12 protein-coding genes are annotated in these 15,901 nt (G+C 40.6%); 10 read left to right on the top strand and 2 right to left on the bottom strand.

The features are described from left to right. Positions 1–179 precede the first annotated feature (179 nt). From KQP79_RS24710 to KQP79_RS24700, 3 genes are read left to right on the top strand one after another with little or no spacing between them, the layout of a single operon-like run. Entirely contained in the window at positions 180–1,577 is a 1,398-nt protein-coding gene (locus KQP79_RS24710; RefSeq protein ID WP_022199407.1) for an efflux transporter outer membrane subunit, read from the top strand. 33 nt (positions 1,578–1,610) lie between these two features. Next, complete coding sequence (locus KQP79_RS24705; protein ID WP_004310407.1) at positions 1,611–2,744, top strand: efflux RND transporter periplasmic adaptor subunit; 1,134 nt, start codon at positions 1,611–1,613, stop codon at positions 2,742–2,744. Positions 2,745–2,798: 54 nt separating this feature from the next. Further along, positions 2,799–5,948 carry an efflux RND transporter permease subunit gene (locus KQP79_RS24700; protein ID WP_004310408.1) on the top strand — a complete coding sequence of 1,050 codons (3,150 nt, stop codon included), beginning with the start codon at positions 2,799–2,801 and terminating at the stop codon, positions 5,946–5,948. A 172-nt stretch (positions 5,949–6,120) separates the two neighbouring features. Here the strand turns inward: KQP79_RS24700 and KQP79_RS24695 are convergent, their stop codons facing one another. Beyond that, entirely contained in the window at positions 6,121–6,570 is a 450-nt protein-coding gene (locus KQP79_RS24695; protein ID WP_004295946.1) for a type I restriction enzyme HsdR N-terminal domain-containing protein, read from the bottom strand. A gap of 63 nt (positions 6,571–6,633) precedes the next feature. Between KQP79_RS24695 and KQP79_RS24690 the strand changes: the two genes are divergently transcribed. The 5 genes from KQP79_RS24690 to KQP79_RS24670 all read left to right on the top strand — a co-directional run bounded on the left by KQP79_RS24690 (position 6,634) and on the right by KQP79_RS24670 (position 11,887). Next, positions 6,634–7,410: an AMP nucleosidase gene (locus tag KQP79_RS24690; protein ID WP_004303046.1), complete on the top strand. Its 777-nt coding sequence runs from the start codon at positions 6,634–6,636 to the stop codon at positions 7,408–7,410. 23 nt (positions 7,411–7,433) lie between these two features. Further along, positions 7,434–8,453: a DNA polymerase III subunit delta gene (holA, locus tag KQP79_RS24685; RefSeq protein WP_004310409.1), complete on the top strand. Its 1,020-nt coding sequence runs from the start codon at positions 7,434–7,436 to the stop codon at positions 8,451–8,453. Between the two features lie 1,211 nt (positions 8,454–9,664). Then, on the top strand, positions 9,665–10,135 hold the full coding sequence (locus KQP79_RS24680; RefSeq protein WP_004295950.1) for a helix-turn-helix domain-containing protein: 471 nt from the start codon (positions 9,665–9,667) through the stop codon (positions 10,133–10,135). 76 nt (positions 10,136–10,211) lie between these two features. Continuing rightward, positions 10,212–10,988, top strand: a complete 777-nt coding sequence (locus tag KQP79_RS24675; protein WP_004295951.1) for a dihydroorotate dehydrogenase electron transfer subunit — start codon at positions 10,212–10,214, stop codon at positions 10,986–10,988. After that, a complete protein-coding gene (locus KQP79_RS24670) occupies positions 10,976–11,887 on the top strand; it encodes a dihydroorotate dehydrogenase (protein WP_004295952.1) in 912 nt (303 codons plus the stop codon). The genes KQP79_RS24675 and KQP79_RS24670 overlap by 13 nt, the downstream gene beginning before the upstream one ends. Positions 11,888–12,103: 216 nt before the next feature. Here KQP79_RS24670 and trmD read toward each other — a convergent pair whose 3' ends face one another. Beyond that, complete coding sequence (gene trmD / locus KQP79_RS24665; RefSeq protein WP_004295953.1) at positions 12,104–12,781, bottom strand: tRNA (guanosine(37)-N1)-methyltransferase TrmD; 678 nt, start codon at positions 12,779–12,781, stop codon at positions 12,104–12,106. 75 nt (positions 12,782–12,856) lie between these two features. On the opposite strand from trmD, the gene ligA reads away from it, so the two are divergent. Beyond that, complete coding sequence (ligA, locus tag KQP79_RS24660) at positions 12,857–14,857, top strand: NAD-dependent DNA ligase LigA (protein ID WP_004310411.1); 2,001 nt, start codon at positions 12,857–12,859, stop codon at positions 14,855–14,857. A gap of 59 nt (positions 14,858–14,916) precedes the next feature. Next, the gene (dapA, locus tag KQP79_RS24655; protein WP_004303039.1) at positions 14,917–15,810 is read left to right on the top strand and encodes a 4-hydroxy-tetrahydrodipicolinate synthase; all 894 of its coding nucleotides are present in this window, start codon (positions 14,917–14,919) and stop codon (positions 15,808–15,810) included. The last annotated feature ends 91 nt before the right edge of the window (positions 15,811–15,901 follow it).

Genomic DNA, 15,901 nt, shown 5'->3' with positions numbered 1-15,901 from the left:
AAAAGATCGCAGCTTAAAGAAAGTGAACAGATTTGTATAGTGATGAACAAAAAAAGAGGTGCATCGTGCATTACGACACACCTCCTTTTTTGTTTTAACAAGTGCTCGTATAAAAGGAATCGATAAACAAACTTACCCTTTAGTTGTTATCTTTTCATTTCATAAAAACCTGAACTGATATGAATATACGAGTGTGGGGCACATCGCTCCTTATGTTTCTTTCAACTGTGACCGCGGTTGGACAGACCGCAAACCGTTATTTGAAAGCTCCGCTTCCTCAAGATTGGGAAGAGAGCGGGGAAGTGTTTCAACAGATACTTCCGGTAGATGACCATTGGTGGAAGTCATTCCAAGACACCAAACTGGACTCTTTGATAGCTCTGGCAGTAGATCGTAATTACTCCGTTGCCATGGCAATCAACCGTATAGCTGCCGCTCGTGCCAGTCTTTGGATAGAACGCAGTAACTTTTTTCCTTCCATCGGATTGAATGCAGGATGGACCCGTCAGGAAACCAGTGGAAATACAAGTTCACTGCCCCAAACAACCGATCATTATTATGATGCTTCGCTAAGCATGAGCTGGGAGCTTGATATTTTCGGCAGTATCCGGAAACGGGTAAAAGCGCAGAAAGAGAATTTTGCCGCCAGCAAGGAAGAATACACTGGAGTCATGGTCTCATTAGCTGCAGAAGTAGCCTCGGCTTATATCAATCTAAGGGAGTTGCAACAAGAGCTTGAAGTGGTGAAGAAAAACAGTGCTTCGCAGGAAGAAGTCCTGAAAATCACGGAAGTACGCTATAACACCGGGCTGGTTGCTAAACTCGATGTGGCACAGGCCAAGTCTGTATTATATAGCACAAAAGCCTCCATTCCCCAGTTGGAAGCGGGTATCAATCAGTATATCACAACATTGGCTGTCTTATTGGGAATGTATCCCCAGGACATTCGTCCTGTTCTTGAATCTAGTGGTACATTGCCCGATTATATGGAACCTATCGGAGTGGGAATGCCTGTCGATTTATTACTGCGACGGCCTGATGTACGAAGTGCGGAATTGAGCGTAAATGCGCAGGCAGCATTGCTTGGAGCTTCGAAAGCGGATTGGTTGCCGAAAGTTTTCTTGAAAGGTTCATTTGGATATGCCGCCCGTGACCTGAAGGATCTCACCAAAAGTAAAAGTATGACTTATGAAATTGCTCCGTCATTGAACTGGACTATTTTCAATGGAGGACAGCTGGTGAATGCAACCCGGCTGGCAAAAGCGCAACTGGATGAAGCGATCAACCAGTTTAATCAGACGGTTTTAACTGCCGTACAGGAAACGGACAATGCTATGAATTCCTACCGGAATTCAATCAAACAGATTGTAGCCCTGCGGGAAGTACGCAATCAAGGAATTGAGACATTGAAACTTTCACTGGAACTTTATAAACAGGGACTTTCGCCTTTCCAAAACGTACTTGATGCACAACGTTCTCTGTTATCTTATGAGAATCAGCTGGTACAGGCACAAGGTAGTTCGCTTTTGCAACTGATAGCCCTCTACAAGGCTTTAGGGGGTGGTTGGAGAGAATAAAAATCAATCTATAAAATATATAACCTAACAGATATGAAAAAACTGATGTATATCTTTCTTGCACTGCCTATATTGACGGGTTGCAAGGAGAAGAAAAGTACAGGAGCGATGGGAGGTATGCCAACTCCGGAAATTAGTGTGACCAAACCCATAGTGGAGGATATTACTTTGACGAAAGATTATCCGGGTTATCTGACAACAGAAAAGACGGTGAATCTTGTAGCCAGGGTGAACGGAACCTTGCAGTCTACCTCTTATGTCGCAGGTGGACGGGTGAAACAGGGGCAACTGTTGTTTGTCATTGAACCAACCTTATATAAAGATCAGGTGGAGCAAGCAGAAGCAGAACTGAAAACTGCCCAAGCGCAATTGGAATATGCTCGTAATAATTATAGCCGTATGAAAGAGGCTGTAAAGAGTGATGCGGTCAGTCAGATACAGGTACTTCAGGCTGAATCTTCTGTGAAAGAGGGTGTTGCAGCTGTCAGCAACGCGGAAGCAGCTTTGAGCACCGCCCGTACAAACTTGGGATATTGTTATGTCCGTGCACCGTTTGACGGCACCATCAGTAAGGCGACTGTAGATATAGGAAGTTATGTAGGCGGTTCGTTGCAACCAGTCACATTGGCTACTATTTATAAAGATAATCAGATGTATGCTTACTTTAATGTTGCTGATAATCAATGGTTGGCAATGACGATGGATACCCAGCAGTTACCGACTGATCTTCCTAAAAAAATAATGGTTCAACTGGGAAAGGGGGGAACTGAAAGTTATCCGGCTACGCTCGATTATCTTTCACCAAATGTAGATGTGAATACAGGAACACTGATGGTTCGTGCCAATTTTGATAACCCGAAAGGGATATTGAAGAGCGGATTATATGTAAGCATAACTTTACCTTATGGAGAAGCTAAAAATGCCATGTTGGTGAAAGAGGGCTCTATCGGAACCGACCAGTTAGGCAAATACTTATATATTGTAAATGATTCGAATATAGTTCATTACCGGCATATTGAAATAGGGCAGTTGGTCGACGGCACTTTACGGCAGGTATTGGGGGGACTTTCCCCGCAGGAACAGTATGTCACGGAGGCTTTGATGAAAGTCAGAGACGGAATGAAAGTAAAGCCACTTCCTGATTCCCTCCCTAAAAGAGGGAAATAAGGTCTTTTGGATAACTGATTGATTAACAAATGAAATCTTTTAAACCTATACATTATGTTTTCTAAGTTTTTTATCAACCGACCGATATTTGCTACTGTCCTTGCCCTGCTTATTGTAGTAGCCGGTCTGGTCACACTCAATATATTGCCTGTGGCGCAATTTCCGGAGATCACACCGCCAACGGTGCAGGTCTCTGCCGTTTATCCCGGGGCAAATGCTGAAACTGTTGCTCAAACAGTGGGTATTCCTATCGAACAGCAGGTGAATGGTGTAGACGGCATGCTTTATATGTCTTCCAATTCTTCATCTTCGGGAGCATATTCTCTGACTATTACATTCGCTGTTGGTACGGATATCGATATGGCAACTGTGCAGGTACAAAACAGGGTAAGTATCGCACAATCATCGCTGCCGGAACCGGTGGTGGTGCAAGGGGTCACTGTGCAGAAACAATCTTCAAACATTGTGATGTTTTTGACAATGACTTCGCAGGACTCTGTGTACAACAGCCTGTATCTGACTAATTATGCCAAATTGAATTTAGTGGACCAGCTGACACGTGTGCCCGGAGTGGGTGCTGTGAATGTGATGGGAGCAGGGGACTATTCGATGCGCATCTGGCTCGATCCGGAGGCTATGCGTATACGGAATATTTCACCGCAGCAAGTCTATCAATCGATCCAGTCACAGAATGTGGAAGTATCCGCCGGATATATCGGTCAGCCTATCGGACAGGATAATAATAATGCTTTTCAGTATACGTTGAATGTTCAGGGACGATTGAAATCTCCGGAACAGTTCGGGAATATTATTATCCGCCGTGAGCAGGACGGGGCGATGCTTCGTCTGAAAGATATTGCACGCATTGATTTGGGGTCTGCTTCATACAGTGTAGTGTCGCGATTGAATGGAAAACCTACGGCTGCTATTGCTATTTACCAGCAACCGGGGTCCAATTCGCTGGATGTTTCAAAAGGAGTGAAAGCTAAGATGGAAGAACTTGCAGAAAGTTTCCCGTCAGGAGTGGCCTATAATGTCACTTTGGATACGACTGATGTTATCCATGCTTCCATTGATGAAGTGATGGTTACTTTCTTTGAAACAACTTTGTTGGTGATACTCGTTATTTTCTTGTTCCTGCAGAATTGGCGGGCAGTGATTATTCCTTGTATTACTATCCCGGTATCGTTGATCGGTACATTTGCCGTAATGGCGGCATTTGGTTTCTCTATCAACACATTAACATTGTTCGGACTGATTTTAGCAGTTGCTATTGTGGTGGATGATGCGATAGTGGTGGTGGAGAACGCTTCGAGATTATTGGAAACTGGGCAGTACTCACCTCGTGAAGCCGTGACAAAAGCGATGGGAGAGATCACGGGCCCGATTGTCGGGGTGGTTCTCGTATTGCTTGCCGTGTTTATTCCAACAATGATGATTAGTGGAATTTCAGGTCAGCTGTATAAGCAGTTTGCGCTGACTATTGCCGCTTCTACCGTATTGAGCGGTTTCAATTCGTTGACATTGACTCCTGCGCTTTGCGCACTGTTTCTTGAAAAGAGTAAACCTTCTAACTTCTTTATATACAAAGGTTTCAATAAGGCTTATGACAAGACACAAGGGGTATATGACAAAATTGTCAAATGGTTGCTTCAACGTCCGGGAATGGCTCTCGCTTCTTATGGCGCTTTGACTGTTATTGCTCTATTGCTTTTTATGCATTGGCCGTCAACTTTTATCCCGGACGAGGATGACGGATATTTTATTGCTGTTGTTCAACTTCCGCCTGCCGCCAGCCTTGAGCGTACGCAAGCAGTGGGAGAAAAGATAAACGGTATTCTGGATTCTTATCCGGAAGTAAAGAATTATATTGGTATTTCCGGCTTTTCTATCATGGGTGGTGGCGAACAGAGTAACTCGGCAACTTATTTTGTGGTACTGAAAAACTGGAGTGAGAGGAAAGGGAAAGAGCATACGGCTGCTGCCATAGTCAACCGTTTTAATGGTGAAGCGTATATGACTATTCAGGCTGCGGAAGTGTTTGCCATGGTTCCTCCGGCTATTCCGGGGTTGGGTGCATCCGGTGGTTTACAGCTTCAGTTGGAAGACCGGCGTAATCTGGGGCCGACGGAAATGCAGCAGGCCATCAATGCCTTGCTTGCTTCTTATCACTCGAAACCGGCTTTAGCATCTGTATCCAGTCAGTATCAGGCAAATGTTCCTCAATATTTCTTGAATATCGACCGTGACAAAGTCCAGTTCATGGGAATTGCCTTGAACGATGTTTTCTCTACATTGGGCTATTATATGGGAGCGGCTTATGTGAATGATTTTGTTGAATTCGGCCGTATTTACCAGGTGAAGATTGAGGCACGCGATCAAGCACAGCGGGTAATTGATGATGTCTTGAAGCTAAGCGTGCCGAATTCGGCAGGAGAGATGGTGCCTTTTTCTTCTTTCACCAAAGTGGAGGAACAGTTAGGCCAAGACCAGATTAACCGCTATAATATGTACTCGACTGCTTCTCTGACTTGTAATGTTGCTCCGGGAAGTAGTACCGGGCAGGCTATTCAAGAAGTGGAAGCATTGTTTAAGGAACAGCTGGGAGATGAGTTTAGGTATGAATGGACTTCCGTTGCCTATCAGGAAACCCAGGCTGGGAATACGACTACCATTGTTCTGATTATGGCGTTAATTGTTGCTTTTCTGGTACTTGCTGCACAGTATGAAAGTTGGACCAGCCCGGTAGCAGCCGTCATCGGATTGCCGGTAGCCTTATTAGGTGCCATGATTGGCTGTCTGATTATGGGAACTCCAGTCAGTATTTATACGCAAATCGGCATAATCCTGTTGGTTGCGCTTTCTGCAAAGAACGGAATTTTGATTGTGGAATTTGCCCGTGATTTCCGTGCCGAGGGTAATTCAATTAGGGAAGCTGCCTTTGAAGCGGGGCATGTCCGCTTGCGTCCGATCCTGATGACTTCTTTTGCTTTTGTATTAGGAGTGATGCCCTTGTTATTCGCCACCGGTGCAGGTGCACAAAGTCGTATAGCATTGGGTGCCGCTGTGGTATTTGGTATGGCCATGAACACTTTATTGGCTACCATTTATATTCCTAATTTCTACGAATTCATGCAGAAATTGCAAGAGCGATTCAGCAAAAAGAAAGGAAATGAGGATAGTGAGAAAGATGTTGCCGTATAGAAGTAAAAGGCTGTTTGAAGACTACCTGAAAGGGGAGTTGGTATAGTGACGCCATCTGTTTGGGATGGTGTCACCATAGTAAGCAAATAGCGTCACTATCTTGAACGGATAGTGACGCTATTTTATTCTTATAGGTAAGTATGTTTTTTAAGGCGAATGAAGCGGATCATTTTTATAAAGATTTGTAATCTGGAATATCCTGGAGGAACGTATAACTCTGATTCTCATAATCCATCCGGCAACAATAATGTTGCATTCCGTTGCTGACAATCAGATAATCGACCTTCAATACCATATTATACCGGGTGATCTGATCGAAAACAGCCTGTGTGATTTCGATATGTGGTGCTTTATATTCCACAATCATCCGGGCTGATAAATCCCTCCGATAAAGTACGGTGTCGCATCGTTTGGTAGTACCGTTCAACTTTACCATTACTTCATTGGCCAGAAGGGCAGTCGGATATCCTTTGTGTGCAATAAGAAAGTGAACAAAGTGTTGCCGTACCCATTCTTCAGGGGTAAGGGCGACATATCGTTTACGAATTACGTCGAAAATTACATTTTTTCCGTTTCGTACGTTTATTTTAGTGTCGAATACTGGTAGGTTTAACGATAACATTTATTATTTTTGTAAGTTAAATAATGGTTCCCATTATTGGGAGCACAAATTTAATAGATAATTATGAAAACAAAAGAAGAAATCGTAGCTAATTGGCTGCCCCGTTACACAAAACGTAACCTGGAGGATTTTGGAGAGTATATTCTGTTGACTAACTTCAACAAGTACGTCGAGATTTTCGCAAATCAGTTTAATGTTCCCATCTTAGGAAGGGATGCAAATATGATTTCTGCTTCTGCCGAAGGCATCACTATGATTAACTTTGGTATGGGAAGTCCTAACGCTGCCATCATCATGGACTTGCTGGGAGCTATTCAACCCAAGGCTTGTTTGTTTTTGGGAAAATGTGGTGGCATCGACAAGAAAAATCAGCTTGGCGATTTGATTCTCCCTATTGCAGCTATCCGTGGAGAGGGAACTTCTAACGATTATTTTCCTCCCGAAGTTCCTGCATTACCTGCATTTATGTTGCAGCGTGCCGTTTCTTCATCCATCCGTGACAAAGGCCGTGACTATTGGACTGGTACCGTATATACCACCAACCGCCGTATCTGGGAACATGATGATGTATTCAAAGAATATCTGAAAAAGACCCGGGCTATGGCAGTTGATATGGAAACTGCAACTTTGTTCAGTTGTGGCTTTGCCAATCATATTCCTACCGGCGCATTATTATTAGTGTCCGATCAGCCAATGACCCCCGACGGAGTAAAAACAGATAGAAGTGATAATTTGGTTACCAGAAATTATGTAGAAGAGCATGTTGAAATTGGTATTGCTTCTTTGCGCATGATTATTGATGAAAAGAAAACTGTTAAACACTTGAAATTCGACTGGTAATCCGGTCTTTCTGAAAATTATATATGGCAAAACAAGAACTGACCTGTGATGACATCCTCAAGGAATTGAGAGCAAAGCAGTATCGCCCTATCTATTACCTGATGGGAGAAGAGTCGTATTATATCGACTTGATTGCAGATTACATAACGGATAATGTGTTGAGTGAGACGGAAAAAGAATTCAACCTGACTGTTGTGTATGGGGCTGATGTGGATGTGGCAACGATTATAAATGCTGCAAAGCGTTATCCCATGATGTCGGAACACCAAGTAGTAGTAGTTAAGGAAGCACAGGCGGTACGTAATATGGAAGAGTTGTCGTATTATCTTCAAAAGCCTTTGCTTTCCACCATTTTAGTGATATGCCATAAGCATGGAACGTTGGATCGTAGAAAGAAGCTGGCTGCCGAGGTGGACAAAGTTGGTGTACTGTTTGAATCTAAAAAAATAAAGGATGCACAACTTCCCGGTTTTATAGCTTCATATATGAAACGGAAAGGAGTTGATATGGAACCTAAAGCAACTGTTATGCTTGCTGATTTTGTAGGTTCAGATTTGAGTCGTCTGACCGGAGAACTTGAAAAGTTGATTATCACTTTACCTGCCGGGCAAAAACGCATAACTCCTGAACAGATAGAAAAAAACATAGGCATAAGCAAAGATTATAATAACTTTGAATTGCGCAGTGCTTTAGTGGAAAAGGATATATTGAAAGCAAATAAGATAATAAAATATTTTGAGGAAAATCCGAAAACTAACCCAATCCAAATGACGCTGTCTTTATTATTCAGCTTTTACTCCAATCTAATGTTGGCTTATTATGCACCGGATAAATCAGAGCAAGGGATCGCAAATATGCTAGGACTAAGAACTCCCTGGCAGGCCCGGGATTATATGGCAGCAATGCGAAAATATAGCGGAGTAAAGACGATGCAGATTGTTGGAGAAATACGATATGCTGATGCAAAATCCAAAGGAGTCCAAAATAGTTCTATGACAGATGGAGATATTCTTCGTGAATTAGTGTTCAAAATTTTGCATTAAGTAGGATTAAGAATTACCTATATAATCAGACATATACTTTTACCGTAGATAGAAACGGGAAGTATATGTCTTTTTTTGTATTCCCGCAATTACTTCCATTATAAAAAAGACTTTCACAATGCCAGTGATTATTTTACAAATAGATTTACTCCTTTTGTAGTTTTATAGAGTTACCCATTTAACGAACTACACAAAGTATATTTTTAGAATTTTGTATTGATCTATCTTCAAGGAAACTTTTTCTTTTAAATAGGAGCTTTAATTTTTAAACGAGAAAAGTTTACTTATTCTTGAGTTTATCAAAAAAGCATTTTGGATTTTAAAGGTATCGTTTTATAGTGAGAATGGAGATTTTTTCTTTTCTCTAAAATCATCCATTAGTGTCATTTTGATAATCCAGAGTATTTTTGATTACTATAAGCCTATTTTTTCTAGTTTAATAGAAAAATAGAATCTGAATTATAGGGGTAAGTATTTGTATTTCATTTGTTTATGCTAAAAATGAGCTTCCTAGAATTGAAAAAAAATAAATAAGTGGAGTATCGGTACGGAAATATTGCAAGGATTCTCTTTTTAGAGAAGATTGTAAAGGATGATTAGAAAAAAATAGCAATATACATTGGTAAAGTATGAGTTGATCCCTTCCTTTTATTGCTTTTGCAACTATCAATATTTACTTTTGTGTATTTATGTGGTTACAAATGTGTCGTATATTTATGAGAATGAATTCCAAATGTAATCAAAAGATGGTGTTTACAATAATATATTTATGCATTTACAAAAATAATACCCTATATACAAATGTAGTTTCTCAGGCATTAACAAATACTTTTATCTCTATTATCTTATTATAAATCAAGATTATATAGTTTATTATATCAATTAGTGCTATAAGCGCCTTCTACATGTGGTATGTATATTTGTGAATGTCTCTATTTGAGTTTCATTTGTGTTATATATATGGTTGTATATCTGTGTTTTATGATATATAATTAAACTAAAGCTATATGCTTATAATAACTCGTTTTATTCTATATACAAGCGTAATATTCGATTTGTATAATATAATACACTTTTGTAATATTAATATTTTTATATTTGTAATTTGCTTTTGTGAATCTAATTATTTACCTTTGTATAATCAATGAGATAGTGCGTATTTTTGTGAAATAGGTACATAACACATACAATTGTAATAAAAAGAAGGTAGTATGGAAATAAAAGACAGAATCAGAATGATAATGGAAAGAGAAAAAGTTCCTCCTAGAGTTTTTGCTGAAACAATTGGAGTGCAACAATCTACTCTCTCTCATATTTTAAATGATCGGAATAAACCCAGCTTAGAGGTCGTTATGAAGGTTCATCAAAAGTATGACTATGTAAATCTTGAATGGTTGCTTTATGGTAAGGGCGAAATGATGGTGTCTGAAGAAGGAACTTCCTTTTCTTCTTCTAATCACGATTATCTGCCTTCTTTATTCGACGAGAATCCCGTAAATCCGTCCAAAGAACCGACTCTTCCGGAAAATCGCAAGGAAACGCCGTTAAGAAACGCCGAAAATGCCCCCAAAGAGATTGTAAAACAGGAGATTAGGTATATAGAAAAGCCTGCCAGGAAAATCACGGAAATAAGAATATTTTTCGATGATAATACCTATGAGACGTTTCGACCTGAAAAATGAAGAGTAAAATCGGTGGTTTGAGCAATTTCCTGTATCTTTGCACCCGGAATACGAATTTATACTTTTATATCCATACATGAAGAAATTTATTTTAGATCTGACAGTGACCGAGAATATCAGATTGAATGCAAACTATGTATTGCTAAAATTGACCTCTCAGTCATTACTGCCCGAAATGTTACCTGGGCAGTTTGCCGAACTCCGGGTGGACGGTTCGCCTACTACATTCTTACGGCGTCCCATTTCTATTAATTTTGTAGATAAACAGCGAAATGAGGTCTGGTTTCTGATCCAGCTGGTTGGTGATGGAACAAGACGTTTGGCAGAGGTTAATCCCGGTGAAACAATAAATGTAGTGCTTCCACTGGGAAATGCATATACAATGCCTCTGGAGGCTTCTGATAAGCTCTTATTAGTTGGTGGAGGTGTCGGAACAGCCCCTATGCTTTATTTAGGTGAGCAGTTGGCTAAAAAAGGCCATAAACCTACGTTCCTGTTAGGTGCCCGTAGCGACAAAGATCTGTTGCAGCTGGAAGAGTTTGCCAAATATGGAGAGGTATATACCACCACGGAAGATGGTAGCCATGGAGAAAAAGGATATGTTACCCAACATTCTATATTAAATAAGGTACGATTTGAGCAGATTTACACTTGTGGTCCCAAACCGATGATGGTGGCTGTGGCAAAATATGCCAAAAGTAATCAGATAGAATGTGAAGTATCTTTGGAAAATACAATGGCTTGTGGTATCGGAGCATGCTTATGTTGTGTGGAAAATACGACAGAAGGTCATTTGTGTGTATGTAAAGAAGGTCCTGTTTTTAATATAAATAAACTACTATGGCAGATTTAAGTGTAAACATTGGTGAATTACAAATGAAAAACCCGGTGATGACAGCATCTGGTACATTTGGATATGGTGAAGAGTTCTCCGACTTCATTGATATAGCGCGAATAGGTGGTATTATTGTAAAAGGAACTACTCTTCACAAACGTGAAGGAAACCCTTATCCGCGTATGGCAGAGACTCCTTCTGGGATGTTAAACGCTGTAGGACTGCAAAATAAGGGTGTTGATTACTTTGTGGAGCATATATATCCCCGTATAAAAGACATCCAAACGAATATGATTGTAAACGTTTCGGGATCTGCCATCGAAGATTATGTAAAAACAGCTGAAATCATTAATGAACTTGACAAAATTCCTGCTATAGAGCTAAACATCTCTTGCCCTAATGTAAAGCAAGGTGGTATGGCTTTTGGTGTGTCAGCAAAAGGGGCGTCAGAAGTAGTAAAAGCAGTGCGTTCAGCTTACAAAAAGACACTTATCGTAAAACTCTCCCCGAACGTTACGGACATCACTGAAATAGCTCGTGCAGCAGAAGAAAGTGGTGCGGATAGCGTGTCATTAATCAATACATTGCTGGGTATGGCGATTGATGCGGAACGTAAACGCCCTATTTTGTCAACTATAACAGGCGGAATGTCGGGAGCAGCCGTAAAACCTATCGCATTACGTATGGTATGGCAAGTTGCCAAGGCGGTAAATATTCCTGTCATTGGATTGGGAGGTATTATGGACTGGAAAGATGCTGTTGAATTCATGCTTGCAGGTGCGACGGCCATCCAAATTGGTACGGCAAATTTCATAGATCCTGCTGTGACTATTAAAGTGGAAGATGGTATAAATAATTACCTGGAAAGACACGGATGTAAGTCTGTAAAGGAAATAATTGGTGCGCTTGAGGTGTAATTGAAAACATACAATAACCCTTCGCATTAAGTCTGCAAGAAAAATGCTATTTCTCTTTTAAATAAAGAAAGGATAAACAGGCAGGTAGTGGCAGATGAAAAAGAAGTTCGTGTTTAGAGGAATTGTCTACGGACAGAATCTTTAGATTGAAGATAAAATAAAAACGACGGTGAGGATTTACGTAATCTTCATCGTCGTTTTTATTTACACTTTATTTTACTCCCCTAATAGGTCGGGACGAAGTTTTCTGGTGCGTTCCAGGGACTGTTGCAGTTCCCATTCTTTGATCTTTGCTTCATGCCCGGATAATAGAATATCGGGAACTTTCCAGCCTTTATAATCAGCAGGTCGTGTATATACAGGTGCTGCCAGCAAATTATCCTGGAAAGAATCGGAAAGTGCGGATTGTTCATCGGAGATGACTCCGGGAATGATACGTACGATAGCATCTGCCATCACTGCTGCCGCTAGTTCTCCTCCTGTTAATACATAATCGCCGATACTGATTTCTTTAGTAATCAGATGTTCGCGAATACGGTAATCGATGCCTTTAAAGTGTCCGCAAAGAATAATGAGATTCTGTGCCAGAGAGAGAGTGTTGGCCATCGGTTGGTTGAATTGTTCTCCGTCAGGGGTCGTGAAGATAACTTCATCGTAGTCACGTTCTGCCTTTAGAGCATTGATGCAGCGTTCGATAGGTTCTATTTTCATCACCATTCCGGCAAATCCTCCAAAAGGATAATCATCGACACGACGATATTTATCTTCGGTGTAATCACGTAAATTGTGAATGTGTATTTCTGCAAGTCCTTTATCTTGAGCTCGTTTCATGATAGAACAATTGAAGAAACCTTCAATCATTTCGGGTAAAACTGTTATAATATCAATGCGCATAATCTTTTAATTTTTCGCAAAAGTACAAATATTCAAAGATAAACATGTATTTTTGCCTTAAACAATCGAAGAAATATGGATATAAAAGAAAAAATAGAGGAATTGCGTGCCGAACTTCATCGGCATAATTATAATTATTATGTGTTGAATGCTCCTGAAATCTCGGATAAAGAGTTTGACGATAAGATGCGTGAACTTCAGGATCTGGAACAAGCACATCCGGAATATAAAGATGAAAATTCACCCACTATGCGCGTGGGGAGCGACTTGAACAAGAATTTTACGCAAGTGGCTCATAAATATCCTATGCTGTCATTGGCAAATACATATTCGGAAGCGGAAGTGACGGACTTCTACGATCGTGTCCGTAAAGCGCTAAATGAGGATTTCGAGATTTGTTGTGAAATGAAATATGACGGTACTTCTATTTCGTTGACCTATGAAAATGGGAAGTTGGTTCGTGCCGTTACCCGTGGAGATGGAGAAAAAGGCGATGATGTGACGGATAATGTGAAAACAATCCGTTCTATCCCGCTTGTATTACATGGTGATAATTATCCTGCTTCTTTTGAGATACGTGGGGAAATTCTTATGCCATGGGAAGTGTTTGAAGAGTTGAATCGGGAAAAAGAGGCACGTGAAGAACCGCTTTTTGCCAATCCAAGAAATGCGGCGTCCGGTACATTGAAGTTGCAAAATTCTTCTATTGTAGCTTCTCGCAAGCTGGATGCTTATTTATATTATTTATTGGGAGATAATCTGCCTTGTGACGGACATTATGAAAATCTTCAGGAAGCGGCAAAATGGGGCTTTAAAATCTCTGATTTGACGCGTAAGTGCCAGACATTGGAGGAGGTCTTTGAATTTATCAACTATTGGGATGTAGAACGTAAAAATCTACCGGTTGCCACAGACGGGATTGTTTTAAAGGTGAACAGTTTGAGACAACAGAAAAATTTGGGTTTTACGGCTAAGTCTCCTCGATGGGCTATTGCCTATAAATTCCAGGCAGAACGTGCATTGACCCGATTGAATAAGGTGACCTATCAGGTAGGAAGAACCGGAGCAGTCACTCCGGTAGCTAATCTGGACCCTGTACAGCTTTCGGGAACTGTCGTAAAACGTGCATCCTTACATAATGCGGATATCATCGAAGGACTTGATTTGCATATCGGAGACATGGTTTATGTGGAAAAAGGTGGTGAAATTATTCCTAAGATTACGGGAGTAGATAAAGATGCACGTAGTTTTATGCTTGGGGAGAAGGTTCGATTCATCGTCAATTGTCCCGAATGTGGTAGTAAATTAGTCAGGTATGAAGGGGAGGCCGCTCATTATTGCCCCAATGAAACAGCGTGTCCTCCTCAAATCAAAGGCAAAATCGAGCATTTTATTAGTCGAAAGGCTATGAATATTGATGGATTGGGACCGGAAACCGTGGATATGTTCTATCGTTTGGGATTAATTAAAAATACGGCCGACTTATATAAACTCACAGCTGATGATATCAAAGGTTTGGATCGTATGGGAGAAAAATCGGCGGAGAACATTATAACGGGGATTGCACAAAGCAAAACCGTTCCTTTCGAGCGTGTTATTTTTGCTTTGGGAATTCGTTTTGTTGGTGAGACTGTGGCCAAAAAGATAGCAAAATCGTTTGAGAATATAGATGATCTGCAACAGGCAGATCTTGAAAAATTGGTAAGTATCGATGAAATCGGAGAAAAAATAGCCCAGAGTATACTTGCATATTTTGCGAATGAGTCTAATCGTGAGTTGGTTGCCAAGCTAAAAGAGGCCGGACTGCAGCTTTATCGCACCGAAGAAGATTTAAGCGGATATACGGATAAGTTAGCGGGACAGTCTATCGTTATCAGCGGTGTGTTTGTTCATCATTCACGTGACGAATATAAAGAGCTTATCGAGAAAAACGGAGGGAAAAATGTAGGAAGCATTTCTGCGAAAACAAGTTTTATACTGGCTGGGGACAATATGGGACCTGCAAAGCTTGAAAAAGCAAAAAAACTTGGAATAACCATATTAAGCGAAGACGAATTTCTGAAACTTATATCGTAAGATAAGAAAAATATTCGTACTTTTGCGGCTAAATAAATTAGAGATTATAATTAAAACTCATGATACAGACTAAATTGAAAGGAATGGGGGTAGCACTGATTACTCCTTTCAAAGAGGATGAGAGCGTTGACTATGACGCGTTGATGCGTATGGTGGACTATCTATTACAGAATAATGCGGATTTTTTGTGTGTGCTGGGGACTACAGCTGAAACACCGACTCTGACCGAGGAAGAAAAGAAAACTATAAAAAAGATGGTAATTGACCGCGTTAACGGAAGAATTCCTATTCTGTTGGGTGTAGGTGGTAATAATACTCGTGCTATTGTAGAAACATTGAAAAATGATGATTTCACAGGAGTTGATGCCATATTGTCTGTTGTGCCGTATTATAATAAACCTTCTCAAGAAGGTATTTATCAGCATTATAAAGCGATTGCGGAAGCTACGGAGCTCCCCATCGTATTGTATAATGTTCCGGGACGTACGGGGGTAAATATGACTGCTGAAACTACTTTGCGGATTGCCCGCGATTTTAAGAATGTAGTTGCTATTAAAGAAGCATCCGGCAATATTACGCAAATGGATGATATTATTAAAAATAAACCGGAAAATTTCAATGTAATCTCCGGAGATGATGGTATAACCTTTCCGCTTATTACATTGGGAGCCGTTGGTGTGATTTCAGTAATCGGTAATGCTTTTCCTCGTGAATTTAGCCGTATGACGCGCCTGGCGCTTCAAGGAGACTTTGCCAATGCATTAACCATTCACCATCGATTCACGGAATTATTCAATTTATTGTTTGTTGATGGAAATCCGGCAGGAGTAAAATCAATGTTGAATGCCATGGGTATGATCGAGAATAAACTTCGGTTGCCACTAGTTCCTACTCGCATTACCACATTTGAGGCAATACGCAAGGTTTTGAATGAGTTGAATATTAAATGTTGATGCTTATATTTTTGCTATGTATAAAAATGAAGCATTATGGATTTAGCAGAAAATCGATTTGGAAAAACTTGGAAACATTTCCTTGAAGTAT

The sequence above is a fragment of the Bacteroides sp. DH3716P genome (assembly GCF_025914115.1).
In the GTDB taxonomy this organism is placed as follows: domain Bacteria; phylum Bacteroidota; class Bacteroidia; order Bacteroidales; family Bacteroidaceae; genus Bacteroides; species Bacteroides ovatus.
Note: the sequence above shows the minus strand (reverse complement) of the source record. Positions and strands in the feature narration are given on the sequence as shown.

Excerpts from the sequence above, each read along its gene's own strand:
- KQP79_RS24695 (WP_004295946.1), bottom strand. The coding sequence starts at position 6,570 with ATGTTATCGTTAAACCTACCAGTATTCGACACTAAAATAAACGTACGA.
- dapA (WP_004303039.1), top strand. The coding sequence starts at position 14,917 with ATGATACAGACTAAATTGAAAGGAATGGGGGTAGCACTGATTACTCCT.
- KQP79_RS24710 (WP_022199407.1), top strand. The coding sequence starts at position 180 with ATGAATATACGAGTGTGGGGCACATCGCTCCTTATGTTTCTTTCAACT.
- holA (WP_004310409.1), top strand. The coding sequence starts at position 7,434 with ATGGCAAAACAAGAACTGACCTGTGATGACATCCTCAAGGAATTGAGA.
- KQP79_RS24690 (WP_004303046.1), top strand. The coding sequence starts at position 6,634 with ATGAAAACAAAAGAAGAAATCGTAGCTAATTGGCTGCCCCGTTACACA.
- KQP79_RS24680 (WP_004295950.1), top strand. The coding sequence starts at position 9,665 with ATGGAAATAAAAGACAGAATCAGAATGATAATGGAAAGAGAAAAAGTT.
- KQP79_RS24705 (WP_004310407.1), top strand. The coding sequence starts at position 1,611 with ATGAAAAAACTGATGTATATCTTTCTTGCACTGCCTATATTGACGGGT.
- trmD (WP_004295953.1), bottom strand. The coding sequence starts at position 12,781 with ATGCGCATTGATATTATAACAGTTTTACCCGAAATGATTGAAGGTTTC.
- KQP79_RS24675 (WP_004295951.1), top strand. The coding sequence starts at position 10,212 with ATGAAGAAATTTATTTTAGATCTGACAGTGACCGAGAATATCAGATTG.
- ligA (WP_004310411.1), top strand. The coding sequence starts at position 12,857 with ATGGATATAAAAGAAAAAATAGAGGAATTGCGTGCCGAACTTCATCGG.
- KQP79_RS24670 (WP_004295952.1), top strand. The coding sequence starts at position 10,976 with ATGGCAGATTTAAGTGTAAACATTGGTGAATTACAAATGAAAAACCCG.
- KQP79_RS24700 (WP_004310408.1), top strand. The coding sequence starts at position 2,799 with ATGTTTTCTAAGTTTTTTATCAACCGACCGATATTTGCTACTGTCCTT.